Annotated in this window: 16 protein-coding genes; 1 reads left to right on the top strand and 15 read right to left on the bottom strand. The window is 72.2% G+C overall.

Going from position 1 to position 14,721, the window contains the following annotated elements:
* Nucleotides 1-26: 26 nt before the first annotated feature.
* The 11 genes from lgt to rpe form a co-directional block, all read right to left on the bottom strand.
* On the bottom strand, nt 27-998 hold the full coding sequence (lgt, locus tag JNB61_RS02690; protein ID WP_220338666.1) for a prolipoprotein diacylglyceryl transferase: 972 nt from the start codon (nt 996-998) through the stop codon (nt 27-29).
* Between the two features lie 63 nt (nt 999-1,061).
* Nucleotides 1,062-1,856, bottom strand: a complete 795-nt coding sequence (gene trpA / locus JNB61_RS02685; RefSeq protein WP_220287876.1) for a tryptophan synthase subunit alpha — start codon at nt 1,854-1,856, stop codon at nt 1,062-1,064.
* On the bottom strand, nt 1,853-3,118 hold the full coding sequence (trpB, locus tag JNB61_RS02680; protein WP_220287874.1) for a tryptophan synthase subunit beta: 1,266 nt from the start codon (nt 3,116-3,118) through the stop codon (nt 1,853-1,855). The genes trpA and trpB overlap by 4 nt, the downstream gene beginning before the upstream one ends.
* Nucleotides 3,115-3,891, bottom strand: a complete 777-nt coding sequence (trpC, locus tag JNB61_RS02675; RefSeq protein WP_220287872.1) for an indole-3-glycerol phosphate synthase TrpC — start codon at nt 3,889-3,891, stop codon at nt 3,115-3,117. Before trpC ends, trpB begins: the two co-directional genes overlap by 4 nt.
* A gap of 2 nt (nt 3,892-3,893) precedes the next feature.
* Nucleotides 3,894-4,124, bottom strand: coding sequence for a DUF6704 family protein (locus JNB61_RS02670; RefSeq protein WP_159844267.1), 231 nt, complete (start codon nt 4,122-4,124; stop codon nt 3,894-3,896).
* A 46-nt stretch (nt 4,125-4,170) separates the two neighbouring features.
* Nucleotides 4,171-4,812, bottom strand: a complete 642-nt coding sequence (locus JNB61_RS02665) for a Trp biosynthesis-associated membrane protein (protein WP_220338665.1) — start codon at nt 4,810-4,812, stop codon at nt 4,171-4,173.
* Nucleotides 4,809-5,174, bottom strand: a complete 366-nt coding sequence (hisI, locus tag JNB61_RS02660; RefSeq protein ID WP_220338664.1) for a phosphoribosyl-AMP cyclohydrolase — start codon at nt 5,172-5,174, stop codon at nt 4,809-4,811. The genes JNB61_RS02665 and hisI overlap by 4 nt, the downstream gene beginning before the upstream one ends.
* On the bottom strand, nt 5,171-5,944 hold the full coding sequence (hisF, locus tag JNB61_RS02655) for an imidazole glycerol phosphate synthase subunit HisF (RefSeq protein ID WP_159844261.1): 774 nt from the start codon (nt 5,942-5,944) through the stop codon (nt 5,171-5,173). Before hisF ends, hisI begins: the two co-directional genes overlap by 4 nt.
* Nucleotides 5,944-6,786 (bottom strand): ATP phosphoribosyltransferase, encoded by an 843-nt coding sequence (gene hisG / locus JNB61_RS02650; protein ID WP_220287868.1) that lies wholly within the window; start codon nt 6,784-6,786, stop codon nt 5,944-5,946. The genes hisF and hisG overlap by 1 nt, the downstream gene beginning before the upstream one ends.
* A 43-nt stretch (nt 6,787-6,829) precedes the next feature.
* Complete coding sequence (locus JNB61_RS02645) at nt 6,830-7,093, bottom strand: phosphoribosyl-ATP diphosphatase (RefSeq protein WP_220287866.1); 264 nt, start codon at nt 7,091-7,093, stop codon at nt 6,830-6,832.
* A gap of 51 nt (nt 7,094-7,144) precedes the next feature.
* On the bottom strand, nt 7,145-7,840 hold the full coding sequence (gene rpe, locus JNB61_RS02640; RefSeq protein ID WP_220338663.1) for a ribulose-phosphate 3-epimerase: 696 nt from the start codon (nt 7,838-7,840) through the stop codon (nt 7,145-7,147).
* Between the two features lie 20 nt (nt 7,841-7,860).
* Here rpe and glsA point away from each other — a divergent pair, with 20 nt between their 5' ends.
* Complete coding sequence (gene glsA / locus JNB61_RS02635) at nt 7,861-9,033, top strand: glutaminase A (RefSeq protein WP_220338662.1); 1,173 nt, start codon at nt 7,861-7,863, stop codon at nt 9,031-9,033.
* A 55-nt stretch (nt 9,034-9,088) separates the two neighbouring features.
* On the opposite strand, the gene JNB61_RS02630 is transcribed toward glsA, so the two are convergent.
* From JNB61_RS02630 to metK, 4 genes are read right to left on the bottom strand one after another with little or no spacing between them, the layout of a single operon-like run.
* Nucleotides 9,089-10,459, bottom strand: coding sequence for an RsmB/NOP family class I SAM-dependent RNA methyltransferase (locus JNB61_RS02630; RefSeq protein ID WP_220287861.1), 1,371 nt, complete (start codon nt 10,457-10,459; stop codon nt 9,089-9,091).
* The gene (gene fmt, locus JNB61_RS02625; protein WP_220287859.1) at nt 10,456-11,379 is read right to left on the bottom strand and encodes a methionyl-tRNA formyltransferase; all 924 of its coding nucleotides are present in this window, start codon (nt 11,377-11,379) and stop codon (nt 10,456-10,458) included. Before fmt ends, JNB61_RS02630 begins: the two co-directional genes overlap by 4 nt.
* A 21-nt stretch (nt 11,380-11,400) precedes the next feature.
* The gene (locus JNB61_RS02620; protein WP_308291188.1) at nt 11,401-13,419 is read right to left on the bottom strand and encodes a primosomal protein N' family DNA-binding protein; all 2,019 of its coding nucleotides are present in this window, start codon (nt 13,417-13,419) and stop codon (nt 11,401-11,403) included.
* A 10-nt stretch (nt 13,420-13,429) separates the two neighbouring features.
* A complete protein-coding gene (gene metK, locus JNB61_RS02615) occupies nt 13,430-14,623 on the bottom strand; it encodes a methionine adenosyltransferase (RefSeq protein ID WP_159844250.1) in 1,194 nt (397 codons plus the stop codon).
* Between the last annotated feature and the right edge of the window lie 98 nt (nt 14,624-14,721).

Raw genomic sequence — 14,721 nt, 5'->3', positions numbered from 1 at the left:
GCGCGCTCTTCGGGGGGAGAGCTGCGTTACTTGGTGGCAGGAGTGCTTGTGGCGCTGACCCCTTCGGCATCGGACGTCGGGGGTTCGCTGACGTCGACGAAGCCGTCGGTCTCCTGAGATTGTACAGCCTGTCCGGCCTTCCACTCGCGGCCGGACACATAGGGCGACGGCTCGAGGCCGGGGTGGCGGCGCTTCTGCACGAAGAAGATCGCGAGGCCGATCACGACGCCGAAGATGGCCGCCCAGACGTTGGTGCGCAGCCCGAGGAAGATGTCGCTCGGATCGATGCGGATCGACTCCCAGACGATGCGGCCGGCGCTGTACCACACGAGGTAGAGGCCGAACAGGCGACCCCACTGCAGGGTGAAGCGGCGGCCCACCCACACGAGGAAGAGGACGCCGAGCGTGTTCCAGATGACCTCGTACAGGAACGTCGGGTGGAACAGCGTGCCTTCGGGCAGGCCGATCGGCCACGCCGGGTTGGGGTAGTCGATCTCGAGGCCCCACGGCACGTCGGTCGGCAGTCCGTAGAGCTCCTGGTTGAACCAGTTGCCGAAGCGGCCGATCGCCTGCGCCAGGAGCAGACCCGGGGCGAGGGCGTCGGCGAAGGTCCAGAAGCGGATTCCGGTCCACCGGCATCCGAGCCACGCACCGACGGCGCCGCCGATCAGGGCGCCGTAGATGGCGATGCCGCCCTCCCAGATGAAGAGGGCCGACCAGGGGTTCGCGCCCTCGCCGAAGTAGAAGCTCCAGTGGGTGAGCACGTGGTAGATGCGCGCCGTGATGATCGCGAAGGGGACGGCGAGCAGGGCGATGTCGATGACGACCCACGGCTCGGCGCCGCGCTTGGTGAGGCGGGCGTTGGTCCACAGCACCGCGACGATGATGCCCGTGATGATGCAGAGCGCGTAGATGTGGATCCGCAGGGGGCCGATGTCGAAGTAGCTGATCGACGGGCTCGGGATGCTGGCGACGACGCTCAGGGCGGCGTTGATCATGGGAGAACCGTGTCCTTGCTGGATCCGTGCTGGGGGTTGGCGGCGACCGCCGACCTCAGAAGTCTAGTTCGCGTCGCGGGCAGTGCCTGCGGCGAGGCTGCGCGCGGTCTCGGCGAGTCCCTCGAGACCCCGCTCGCGCAGCGCGCGGACGAGCGCCGTGCCGACGATCGCGCCGTCGGCGTACTCGAGCACGCCGGCGACCTGCTCGGCGTTGGAGATGCCGATGCCGACGCATGCGTGCTCGACCCCGTGCTCGCGAAGGCGGGCGACGAGGGTGCGGGCGGCAGCATCCAGCTGCGCGCGCTCCCCGGTGATGCCCATGGTCGAGACGGTGTAGACGAAGCCGGTGGAGTTCTGGGCGATGAGCTCGAGTCGCTCGTCGGTGGAGGTCGGCGCGGCGAGGAAGACCCGGTCGAGGCCGGTGCGCTCGCTCGCGGCGATCCACTCGGGCGCCGCCTCGGGCGTGATGTCGGGCGTGATGAGCCCTGCTCCCCCCGCGGCGAGCAGATCGTCGGCGTAGCGGTCGACGCCGTACTGCAGCACCGGGTTCCAGTACGTCATGACGAGCACCGGCACGTCGACGCGGCGCGTGATCTCGCGCACGGCTGTGAACGTGTCGCGCAGTCGGAAGCCGCCGGCCAGGGCCGCCTGCGTCGCCTCCTGGATCACCGTGCCGTCCATCACCGGGTCGGAGTACGGCGGCCCGAGCTCGAGGATGTCGGCGCCGTTCTCAGCCAGTGCGACCGCGGCGTCGATGCTCGTCTCGAGGTCGGGGAATCCGAGCGGAAGGTAGCCGACGAATGCTCCGCGGCCTTCGGCGCGGGCGGTGTCGATCGCCGCGGCGACGCGCGAGGTCACAGCTTCTCCCCCTCGCCGTGGGCGGCGTCGTCGTGCGGCGCCTCGGCGGAGGCCGCGGCATCCGTTCCCTTGTCGTACAGGTCGAAGTACCGCGCTGCCGTGTCCATGTCCTTGTCCCCGCGCCCCGAGAGGCACACCGCGAGGATGGCGTCCGGGCCGAGTTCGCGGCCGATGCGCAGCGCCCCGGCGAGAGCGTGGGCCGATTCGATCGCCGGGATGATGCCCTCGGTCTCGGAGAGCAGGCGCAGCGCCTGCATCGCCTCGTCGTCGGTCGCGGGGATGTACTCGGCGCGGCCGATCGACGCGAGCCACGCGTGCTCGGGCCCGACGCCCGGGTAGTCGAGGCCTGCCGAGATGGAGTGCGACTCGATGGTCTGGCCGTCCTCGTCCTGCAGCACGAAGGTCTTCGCGCCGTGCAGCACGCCGGGGCGGCCGCGTTCGATCGATGCGGCGTGACGCGGAGTGTCGACGCCGTCGCCGGCGGCCTCGACGCCGTAGAGCTTGACGCCCTCGTCGTCGAGGAAGGCGTCGAACATGCCGATGGCGTTCGAGCCGCCGCCGACGCAGGCGAGGACGGCGTCCGGCAGGCGGCCCGCCTCCTCGAGGAGCTGCGCGCGCGCCTCCTCGGAGATGACCTTCTGGAAGTCGCGGACCATCGCGGGGAACGGGTGCGGGCCTGCGGCGGTTCCGAAGATGTAGTTGGTCGTCTCGACGCTCGCGACCCAGTCGCGGTAGGCGTCGTTGATCGCGTCCTTGAGGGTGCGCGAGCCGGTCCTGACGGGGATCACCTCGGCGCCGAGCAGGCGCATGCGGGCGACGTTGAGCGCCTGGCGCTCGGTGTCGACCTCGCCCATGTAGATCGTGCACTCGAAGCCGAACAGCGCCGCGGCGGTCGCCGTCGCGACGCCGTGCTGGCCGGCTCCGGTCTCGGCGATGACACGCGTCTTGCCGAGACGCTTCGTGAGCAGTGCCTGGCCCAGAACGTTGTTGATCTTGTGCGAGCCGGTGTGGTTGAGGTCCTCGCGCTTGAGGAACACACGTGCCCCGCCGGCGTGCTCGGCGAACCGGGCGACCTCGGTGATCGGCGACGGGCGACCGGCGTACGAGTGCAGCAGTCGCACGAACTCGGCCTGGAAATCGGGATCCGCCTTGGCGGCTTCGTACTCCGCGGTGAGCTCGTCGATCGCGGCGATCAGGGACTCGGGCATGTACCGCCCGCCGAACTCGCCGAACAGCGGCCCGGGAGCCTCACGAAGACTCATGCGCCTGCCTCCAGGAATGCGCGCAGGGTGGACACGGGATCGTTCGTCACGAGCGCCTCGCCCACGAGCACGACGTCCGCGCCGTCGCGACGGTAGTGGGCGACGTCGTCGGGGGCGAGCACGGCCGACTCGGCGATCTTGATGGCGCCCTCGGGGATGCGCCCGGCCAGGCGGCCGAAGAGGTCGCGGTCGAGCTGGAAGGTCGACAGGTCGCGCGCGTTGACTCCGATGAGCTGTGCGCCGAGGTCGACGGCACGGTCGACCTCGTCGGCCGAGTGCGTCTCGACGAGCGCCGCCATGCCGAGCTGCTGCGCGAACGAGTAGAGGCGCGCGAGCACGTCCTGTTCGAGCGCGGCGACGATCAGGAGCGCCAGGTCGGCGCCCGCCGCACGAGCCTCGAGCAGCTGGTACTCGGTCGCGATGAAGTCCTTGCGCAGCACGGGCAGCGCCACGGCGGCCTTCACGGCCTCCAGGTCGGCGAGGCTGCCCTTGAAGCGACGGCCCTCGGTGAGCACCGAGATCGCCGACGCGCCGCCCTCTTCGTACCGACGGGCCTGCAGGGCGGGGTCGGGGATGGCGGCGAGGTCGCCGCGCGAGGGGCTGGCGCGCTTGACCTCGGCGATGATCTTCACGCGGTCGGAAGGGGCGAGCGCGGCGAGGACGTCGAGAGCGGGACGCTGCGCGAGGGCGGCGGCCTCGACCTCTGCCAGGGGGCGCACCGAGGCGCGCGCCTCGGCATCCTCAACCGCGCCGGCCGTGAGGTCGGCGAGCATGCTCAGTGCTCTCTCGCCGTGACCTTGGAACCGCCGACGCCGTACCCGGCTCGCTTCATGATCCAGCCGACCAGGAGCCCGATGAGAAGGAGGCCCGCCGACGCCCACACGAAGATCGGCATGTCCAGGAAGAAGAAGAAGGTGCCGATCGAGACCGCGATGAGCATGATCACGACGGCCGTCCAGGCTGCGGGCGAGTGTCCGTGGCCGGGGTCGCCGATGTTGTTGCTCATGGATATCTCCTCGTGAAACCTGGGCGGGATGCCGCCAGTCTAGCGGTCAGGCGGTCGGATCCTCGCCACGCGACAGGTCGTCCCAGTCGTCGATGGCGCGCGATCCGGCGGCGTCGTGGGGGCGCGGGCCGTCACCGGCGTGCGCGGCGGATCCGCCGGTGGGGGCGGCCTCGGCCTTCGCGGCGTGGTCCGTGCGGTAGCGCCGGCCGGTGCGCGACCAGGAGTGCGCGGTGGCGAGCACGAAGGCGCCCGCCGCGATAAGTAGTGCCCAGACCGCCAGGGTCACGGCCGGCCACGCGGTCGCAGAGATGGATGCGACGAGCCCTGCGACCGACTCCTCGCCCGCGATACCGGTGGAATCGGTGACGACCGACGCGACGGCGGAGACCGGATGCTCGAACACGACGCGGGCGGTCAGCCACGCGAGCACCGCGCCGATGAAGAACGCCAGGGCGCCGAACACGTAGCGCAGCGCCGTCCCGACGATGGACAGCGCGGCGCCGAGGGCGAGCACCGCGAGGCTCAGGGGCGCCAGGACCGGCACCGCCGACGCGCCCGGAACGTCGAGGACGTGGTGGGCGGCGTCCTGGAGTTCGACCGTCAGCCAGGTCTGCGTCGATGAGATCACGCCGAGCGCGCCGCACAGCACGACGATGACGACCGAGAGCAGTCGCGCCCTGCGGATCACGCGTCCGGCTCCGGGCCGCGCACGGCGCCGAGGTCGCGTCCGTCGAAACACGTTCGCGTGCCGGTGTGGCACGCGGCGCCGATCTGCTCGACCTCCACGAGGATCGTGTCGCCGTCGCAATCGAGGCTCGCTGCGCGCACCAGCTGGATGTGTCCGGACGTGTCGCCCTTGCGCCAGTACTCCTGCCGGGAGCGCGACCAGAAGGTGACGCGGCCCTCGGTGAGGGTGCGGCGGAGGGCCTCAGCATCCATCCATCCGAGCATCAGGACCTCGCGGGTGTCCCATTGCTGGATGACCGCAGCGACGAGGCCGTCGCGGTTGAAGGTGACGCGCGCGATGCGCTCGTCCAGCGCCTCGGTCATGCCGCCACCTCCCGTACGGCGATCCCCTCGGCCTTCATGGCGGCTTTCACGTCGCCGACGGTGAGCTGACCGGAGTGGAAGACGGATGCTGCGAGCACGGCGTCCGCGCCGGCTTCGATGGCCGGGCCGAAGTCCGAGGCCTGGCCCGCGCCGCCCGACGCGATGACCGGCACGCTGGCCACCTCGCGCATGAGTCCGACGAGTTCGAGGTCGAAACCCTGCTTGGTGCCGTCGGCGTCGATCGAGTTCACGAGGAGCTCCCCCGCGCCGCGTTCGATGGCCTCGCGCGCCCACTCGAGCGCGTCGAGGGTCGTCTCGGTGCGGCCGCCGTGGGTGGTCACGACGAAGCCCGACTCGGTCGCAGGAGAACGCTTCACGTCGAGCGACAGAACGAGCACCTGAGCCCCGAACCGGTCGGCGATCTCGTCGAGCAGCGCCGGGCGCGCGATCGCCGCCGAGTTCACGCCGATCTTGTCGGCGCCCACCGACAGCAGCCGCGCCACATCGTCGGCGGAGCGGACGCCGCCGCCGACAGTGAGCGGGATGAAGACCTCCTCCGCCGTGCGGCGCACCACGTCGTAGGTGGTGGAGCGCTCGTCGACCGTCGCGGTGACGTCGAGGAAGGTGATCTCGTCGGCGCCCTGACGGAAGTACTCCCGAGCGAGCTCGACGGGGTCGCCCATGTCGCGGAGGTTCTGGAAGTTCACGCCCTTGACGACGCGCCCCGCGGCGACGTCGAGGCACGGGATGACACGGCAGACCAGGCTCATCAGAGCCTCGCGTTGTGGATCGCGGTCACCAGGATCGCGCGGGCGCCTATCGCGTACAGCGCGTCCATGACCTGGTTCACGCCCTTGCGCGCCACCATCACGCGCACGGCCACCCAGGCAGGGTCGCGCAGCGGCGCGATCGTGGGCGACTCGATGCCGGGGGCGATCTTGACCGCGTCGTCGACGAGGTCGGCGGGCAGGTCGTAGTCCACCATGACGTACCGCCGGGCGACCATGACGCCGCGCAGGCGCCGCAGCAGCGTGTCGGTGCCGTCCGCCTGGGTCGGCGAGGTGATCAGCACGGCCTCGGACTGCAGCAGCACCGGCCCGAAGATCTCCAGCCCGGCCTGGCGGAGCGTCGTGCCGGTCGACACGACGTCGGCGACGGCATCCGCCACTCCCAGGCGCACCGCCGACTCGACCGCGCCGTCCAGCGGCACCAGGTCGACGGCGACGCCGTGCTCGTCGAGGAAGGCGTCGACGAGACCCGGGTAGGCGGTGGCGACGCGCGAGCCGTTGAGGTCCTGGACGGACGTGAAGCGTCCGGGAGGACCGGCGAAGCGGAACGTGGAGTCGCCGAAGCCGAGCGCCTCGATCTCGCGGGCCCCCGGCATCCGGGCGTCCAGCAGCAGATCGCGGCCGGTGATGCCGACGTCCAGCGCGCCGGAGCCGACGTACGTGGCGATGTCTTTCGGGCGGAGGTAGAAGAACTCGACCTCGTTCTGGGGGTCGATGACGTGGAGGTCCTTGGGGTCGCGACGACCGATGTAGCCCGCCTCGTGGAGCATCTCGGAGGCGGTCTCGGCGAGCGAGCCTTTATTCGGCACGGCGATTCGCAGCATGGCAGCGGGGCTTTCAGGTTCGAGGACGGGTGGGAACGCGCGCTCAGAGATGTCGGTAGACGTCCTCGAGGCTCAGACCCTTCGCGAGCATCAGCACCTGCAGGTGATACAGCAGCTGGGAGATCTCCTCGGCCGCGGCATCCGCCGACTCGTACTCGGCCGCCATCCAGACCTCGGCCGCCTCCTCCACGATCTTCTTGCCGATCGCGTGGACGCCCGCGTCCAGCTGCGCGACGGTTCCCGATCCCTCGGGGCGCTCAGCCGCTTTCGCGGCGAGCTCGGCGTACAGCGTGTCGAACGTCTTCACCATGCCAGGGTATCGAACCGAGCGGATGCCTCGGCGCCGCGTGACGCGGGCTCAGTGCGCGTGGTGCTCGCGGGCGGTCGCGCGCAGGCCCGCGATGGCGTTCGCCGGGTCACCCGCGCCGAACACCGCGGAACCTGCGACGAACGTGTCGGCGCCCGCCTCGGCGGCCTGAACGATCGTCGACTCAGCGATCCCGCCGTCCACCTGGAGCCACACCGACGAGCCCCGGCGCCGCGCCTCGTCGGCGAGGCGGCTGAGCTTCGGCAGGGTCTCGGGCATGAACGACTGACCACCGAACCCCGGCTCGACGGTCATGACCAGGATCTGGTCGAAGTCGTCGAGCAGGTCGAAGAGTCCCTCGACAGGAGTCGCCGGCTTCACCGCGACGCCCGCTCGTGCGCCGATGTCACGCAGCCGGCGGGCGAGCGCGACCGGCTCCTTCGCGGCTTCGAGGTGGAAGGTGACGGAGGCCGCTCCGAGCTCGGCATAGCCGGGTGCCCAGCGGTCAGGATTCGTGATCATGAGATGCACGTCGAGGGGCACGGGGCTCGTCGCCTGGATGCGCTCGACCATCTGCGGGCCGAACGTGAGATTGGGCACGAAGTGGTTGTCCATGACGTCCACATGGACGAAATCCGCGGTCGCGATCCGGGCGAGCTCCGTCTGCATGTTGACGAAGTCGGCGGCGAGGATGCTGGGGTTGATGCGGATGCCGGTCTGGCGGGCTGTGTCGTCGATCGGTGGCACGCGTCCATTATGGTCGAGCCGTGGATCCGATCACGGCGCTGCTGCACGACGTCCTCGAAGACATCCGACCCCGAGACGGCGGCGCCCCGGCCGGCTACATCCCCGAGCTCGCCGCGGCCGATCCCGACCGGCTGGCGCTCGCCGTGGTCGGTCCGCGAGGGCGGGTGCGCGCGGTGGGCGACGTGACGCACGAGTTCACGATCCAGTCGATCTCGAAGCCGTTCGTGCTCGCACTCGCCCTCGCCGACCGCGGCCGCGACGCGGTGCTGCGGAAGGTCGGCGTGGAGCCCAGCGGCGAGCCGTTCAACGCGATCAGCCTGGAGCCGGGCACCGGGCGGCCGGCGAATCCGATGGTGAATGCAGGGGCGATCGCAACATCCGCCCTCATCCCGGGTGACGGCGTCGACGACCGCATGGCGCGAATCGTCGAAGGATTGTCCGCCTTCGCGGGGCGCTCGCTCTGGGTCGACGAGCAGGTGTACGCCTCGGAGTCGGCGACGGGCGACCGCAATCGCGCGCTGGCGCACCTGCTGCGCTCGCACGGCGTCATCGAGGGGTCGGTCGAGACCGCTGTCGAGACGTACTTCCGGCAGTGCTCGCTCCTGGTGACCGTGCGCGACCTCGCCGTGATGTCGGCGACCCTCGCGTTCGGCGGGCTCAACCCGGTGACCGGGGAGCGGGTGGTCTCCGAGGCGGTCGCCCGCGACGTGCTGTCGATCATGGCGAGCTGCGGCATGTACGACTACTCCGGCGAGTGGCTGCTGCGCGTCGGTCTGCCCGCGAAGAGCGGCGTCAGCGGGGGCCTCCTCGCCGTCGCCCCGTCGCAGTTCGGGATCGCCGCGTTCAGCCCGCGCCTGGATGCGCACGGCAACTCGGTGCGCGCCATCGCGCTCCTTGAGACCCTCGGCGAGCGGTTCGGCATGCATCTGCTCGAATCGCACGAGAGCGTCGCGGTGCCCGCCTTCACCGTCGAGGACACCGACCAAGGGCGTGTGCTTCGGCTGGCGGGTGAACTCGGGCTGGCCGGCACCGAGCGCGTGGTCGCCGTGCTCCGCGAGATCGCCGACGCGTTGCCCGAGGGTGCCGAGGTCATCGTGGACGCACGCGACCTCGCCCGCGCCCACAGCGCGGCGCTCGTGGCGCTGCGGGTCGAGTTCGAGCAGATGCCCCACGGCATCCGGCTGCGGGAGTGACCTCGCGGCATCCGGCTGCGGGAGTGACCTCGCGAAGCGCGACGGATGCTGCGGCTCAGACGCGCCGCAGCAGCGAGACCGACATCGCGTCGGTGTTGTGACGGTGCGGCCACAGCTGCGCGCGGCCGCTCCCGTCCGCCTGCGGCGGCAGACCGGGGTCGGCGTCCGACAGTGACGTGATGACGTCACGGGCGGAGATCTCCTCGAGGGCCGCGCCCCATTCGCGGCGGATGTCGGCGACCACCCCCGACGTCTCGGCGAGATGCGGCGAGCAGGTCACGTATGCGACCACACCGCCGGGCTTGAGGGCGCCGACCGCCTCGGTGAGCAGCTCCCGCTGCAGCTCGGTGAGCGCCGGCACGTCGCTGGGCGCCTTGCGCCAGCGCGCCTCGGGGCGACGGCGCAGCGCGCCGAGCCCGGTGCACGGCGCATCGACCAGGATGCGATCGTACGTCTCGGGCGCCTCCTGCGCGCGGATGCGGCCGTCCTCCTCCGACACCGGCACCTCGAGCGGGACGCCCGCGAGGGCCTGTCGGACGAGCCCGGCGCGAGCCGGGGAGATCTCGTTGGCCTCGAGGACCGCCCCGCCCACCCGAGCCTCGGCGGCGAGTACCGCGGTCTTGCCGCCGGGACCGGCGCACAGATCGAGCCAGCGCTCCCCCTCGGCGATCGGCAGGGCGCGCGTGAGTGCGAGTGCGGCGAGCTGGGAGCCCTCGTCCTGCACGCGGATGCGGCCGCGCGAGGTGCGCACCAGCGCATCGGGGTCGCCGCCGCCGAGGCGGAAGCCGATCGGCGAGAACGGCGTCCGCCGCCCGTCGTCGGGGACGCCCGCAAGATCGGGAAGGGCCGCCATCGTGACGCGGGGCGATGCATTGTCGGCCGTGAGGAGCGCCTCGAGCTCCTCGACCCGGCCCTCCGCCGCCAGCGCCCGGCGGAAGGCGCGCACGACCCACACGGGGTGCGAGAACAGCAGTCCGAGCTGCTCGTCGTCGGACCGCGCGCTGGCGGCCACGTGCGTCATCCAGTCCCCCGGGGTGTCGCGGGAGACCCGGCGCAGCACGGCGTTCGCGAACCCCGCGGCGCCGCGCCCGCCCGCCCCGCGGGCGAGCTCGACGGACTCGTTCACCGCCGCGTGGGAGGCCACTCTCGTCGACAGGAGCTGATGGACGCCGAGTCGCAGGGCGTCGAGCACGGCCGGATCGATGTCGGAGACGGGGCGGTCGGCGGCGATCGCGATCACCGCGTCGTATGTGCCCTGGCGGCGGAGCGTGCCGTAGGTGAGCTCGGTCGCGAGCGCGGCGTCGGCCGTCGAGAGCGCGGCGCGGGAGATCGCGGTCGGCAGCAGCAGGTTCGCGTACGCGTCCGACTCGTGGACGGCCCGCAGCGTCTCGTATGCGACGCGGCGCGCCGCGACCGTGCGGCTCACGAGCCCGCCGCCGTGGTCGCTTCGCGACGCCCGCGCCACCAGTCGGCGGCGCGCATCGCGCCCTTGCCGGCGGGCTGCACCGTCTCGAGCGCGATCGGCGTGGACGCGGTTCCGGCGATCACCTGCTTGCCGTGCAGCGCAAGTGTCCCCGGCGCGAGCAGCGGCGCGTCATCGGGAGCCGCGGCGACGGCGAGGACTTTGAACCGGGCACCGTCGATGGTGGTGTGCGCGCCGGGCTCGGGGGTGACCCCGCGGATGCGGCCGAGCACAGCCGCGGCCGGTTGGTCCCACCGGATGCGGCCGTCGTCGTCGCCGAGCTTCGCCGCATACGTCGTCGCGCCCTGCTGGGCGCGTGCGACGGCGGTGCCTGCGGCGATGGCGTCGACGACGTCGGACAGGAGCCCCGCACCGTCGTCGGCCAGAGACGCGAGGAGGTCGCCGGCGGTGGCGTTCGCGGGGATGTCGACGGCGAGTTCGCCGAACACGTCGCCCGCGTCGAGTTCGGGCACGAGCTGGAAGACGCTCGCCCCGGTGCGCGCGTCACCGGCGATGAGCGCGTGCTGCACCGGTGCGGCACCGCGCCAGCGCGGCAGCAGCGAGAAGTGCAGGTTGATCCAGCCGTGCGCCGGCGTCGACAGGAGCGGCTCGCGCACGAGACCGCCGTAGGCGACGATCACGCCGAGGTCCGGCTCGAGTGCCGCGATCTCCGCCGTGACGGCGGAATCGAGCCGGTCGGCGCGAATCACCCGCAGGCCGAGCTCCTCGGCGGCTGCCGCCACCGGCGACGGCGTCAGCACGCGCTTGCGCCCGAGCGGGGCGTCCTGGCGGGTGATGACCGCGGCGATGTCGTGGGCGGATGCCGCGAGCCGGCGCAGCGACGGCACAGCCGGCGCCGGAGTGCCGGCGAAGACGAGACGCATGACGTTCCTGGATGTCGAGGGTCAGAGGTCGAGATCGGGCACGTCGACCCGAACCTTCAGTGTATGGGCGGGGCCGGGGGTGCGACCCTTCGCGGGCCGGCGCCCCTTCACGGCGTGGCCCACGACGGACGCGCGCAGGCTCTCGGTGACGCGGGCGCCGAGACCGTAGTCGAACCGCACCAGGGCGCGCACCGACTCGTCGTACGCGATCGGACCGAGAACCGCCTCCGCGTCGAGCTCGGGGACGGCGGCGCGCAACTCGGTGATTGCGGCGTCGACGGCGCCGCGCGGGCCGTCGACGGAGGCCACGCGCACGGTGGGCGGCATGCGCAGCGGTGCGCGGTCCGCGAGCTCGGCACGCGCGTACGCGGCCTGTGTCCACGTCGCGAGCGTGCGGGCGATCTCTCCGCCCACGCCGACGAGGTGTACGGGGGCACCGGGTGCGGCGAGGGCCGCCGCATTCGACCACCAGCGCAGACACGATTCGCCGATGCGCAGGTCGTCGGCCATCAGCATCCGATCCCCGTCCAGCAGGATCACCGCGCGGTACCCGCCGGCGGCGAGCGGCTCGGCGCCGCGCGTCGCGACGACGAGCGCGGGACGCGCATCGACCGCGGCCACCGGGTGGTCGCCGTCGGCGACGATCACCCGCGTGCCCGGGAAGGCGCGCCCCAGTTCGTCGGCCGTGCGCTCGCTTCCCGACGAGGCCATGCGAAGCATGGTCGAGCGGCACTCGGGGCACGCCCAGGCGTTCGCGGCACGACCGCACCATGTACAGGTCGGCACGGCGCCCTGCCGGGCGGCGTGGAGCGGCCCGCCGCAGTGCGCGCAGCGCGCGGGGCGCCGGCAGTCGGCGCACACGAGCACGGGCGCGTACCCGGGGCGGGCGACCTGCACCAGCACGGGACCCTCGGTGAGCGCCTCGCGCGCGGCCGCGAACGCCGACGACGGCACCCGCGCGCCGCGCGACTCTCCTTCGCGGTTCGCGCTCAGCACGACACGCGGGCTCACGCGCCGTGCCGCGGGGAGGTCGCGCACCCAGCGCAGGGCCACGAGGCGCTCGACGTCGGTGGTGCGGGTGTGCCCCGCGAACACAAGGGCGCCGCCGTGAAGCTCCTGCCGGAGCAGCGCCGCGTCGCGGGCGTGGACGCCGGGGCTGAGGGGTTCGCCCAGCAGCGGGTCGCCGTCGTCCCACAGCGCGACCAGCCCGAGTTCGGAGACGGGCGCGTACACGGTGGAGCGGTTGCCGATCACGACGCACGGTGCTGCGGCCAGGGTGCGCAGGAATGCCGCGTACCGTGCCGGGCCGCTCTGCTTCGCGTCGTCGCGGACGAGCGCGCCGGCGGGGATGCGGGCCGCCAGCGCCGCTTCGAGCTGCGCGCGGTCGCGGTGATCCGGCACGGCGATCACGGCGCTCCGCCCCGCCGCCAGGGTGTGCGTCGCCGCCGCGGCGAGGAGGACCGCCCAGGAGCCGACGACGGTGCCGTCGTCGAGCGTCACGGGCACGGGCGGCGCGTCCAGCGCGAGGCGCTCCGCGCCGTCGAGGGCGTCGGCGAGACCCGGGTAGACGGCGAGGACGCCGTCGGCCCACGCGCGATCCGCGTCGTCGACCACCGGTCGCGCCGGCGGGTCGGCGGCGAGCCACGCCTTCTCGGCCCGCACCATCCGCTTCGGGATCGCCAGACGCAGGATGTCGACCGCCGAGCCCGCCGAGCGGTCGGCGGCGCGCCGGGCCAGCGCATAGAGCGGTGGCGTCAGCACGGGCAAAGGCGATACGACGGCCTCGAGCTGCGAGAGCGGGCGGTCGGAGGCATCCGGCTCCCCCACCTCGACGAGGAACGCGTCGACCATCCGTCCGGCGCTGCGCAGCGGCACGCGCACCCGCACGCCGGGCACCGCGTCCGCGACGAGCTGCTCCGGGATCTCGTAGTCGAACAGACGGTCGAGCTGTGGCAGCGGCGAGTCGATCAGCACGCGCGCGACGTGGCGGGAACGCCGCGGCCGATCGCCGGAGTCGGGTTCGTCGTGCACCGCGGTCACGCGGCCGGCGTCAGAGCCCGGCTGCCGTGCGCAACGCGTCGGCGCGGTCGGTGCGCTCCCACGTGAAGTCGGGCAGCTCGCGGCCGAAGTGGCCGTACGCCGCAGTCTGCGCGTAGATCGGCCGCAGCAGATCGAGGGAGTCGATGATCGCCTTGGGGCGCAGATCGAAGACGTCGAGGATCGCCTGCGTGATCACGTCGTCGGCCACGCGGCCCGTGCCGAACGTCTCGACGTAGAGCCCGACGGGCTTCGCCTTGCCGATCGCGTACGCGACCTGCACCTCGAGGCGGTCGGCGAGCCCCGCGGCGACGGCGTTCTTCGCCACCCAGCGCATCGCGTAGGCGGCCGATCGGTCGACCTTCGACGGGTCCTTGCCGCTGAACGCGCCGCCGCCGTGGCGCGAAGCGCCGCCGTACGTGTCGATGATGATCTTGCGCCCGGTGAGGCCGGCATCGCCCTTCGGACCGCCGATCACGAACGGCCCGGCGGGGTTGATGTAGAACTTCACGTCGGGCAGGTCGAGGCCCGTGGCCTCGAGGACCGGATCGATGACCTCGGCGCGGACGGCAGCGCGCAGCGCCTTCTGCGAGATGTCGGGGTGGTGCTGCGTCGACAGCACGACGGATTCGACCGTCTTGGGTGTCGCACCGTCGTAGCCGAGAGTGACCTGGGTCTTGCCGTCCGGACGCAGGAACGGCAGCGCGCCCGACCGACGCGCTTCGGCGAGCCGCTCGGCCATGCGGTGCGCCGTCCACGCGGCCATGGGCATGAGCTCGGGCGTCTCTGTCGTCGCGTAGCCGAACATGATGCCCTGGTCGCCCGCGCCCTGCAGGTCGTGCGGGTCTTCCGAGCCGTCCTCGCGGCGCTCGAACGCCTTGTCGACGCCGGCCGCGATGTCGGAGGACTGCGCGCCGATCGACACGCTCACACCGCACGAGTCGCCGTCGAACCCGGTCTCGCTGGAGGTGTAGCCGATGCGGTTGACGACGTCGCGGACGATCGCGGGGATCTCGACGTACGCAGAGGTCGAGACCTCGCCGGCGACGTGGACGAGGCCGGTCGTGACGAGGGTCTCCACCGCCACGCGTCCGTTCGGGTCGGCGTCCAGGATCGCGTCGAGGATCGAGTCCGAGATCTGGTCGCAGATCTTGTCGGGATGGCCCTCGGTGACGGATTCGGACGTGAACAGACGCAGGTCGGTCATCGGTACTCCAGTTGTCGTGGCTCCGGTCGTCGTGGTGCCCGGGCGCCGAGGGGGCGGACACCAGTATGCCCCCGACGACGGACACGGCCGTCGTCGGG

This window comes from Microbacterium ureisolvens (genome assembly GCF_019511645.1).
In the GTDB taxonomy this organism is placed as follows: Bacteria; Actinomycetota; Actinomycetes; order Actinomycetales; family Microbacteriaceae; genus Microbacterium; species Microbacterium ureisolvens_A.
Note: the sequence above shows the minus strand (reverse complement) of the source record. Positions and strands in the feature narration are given on the sequence as shown.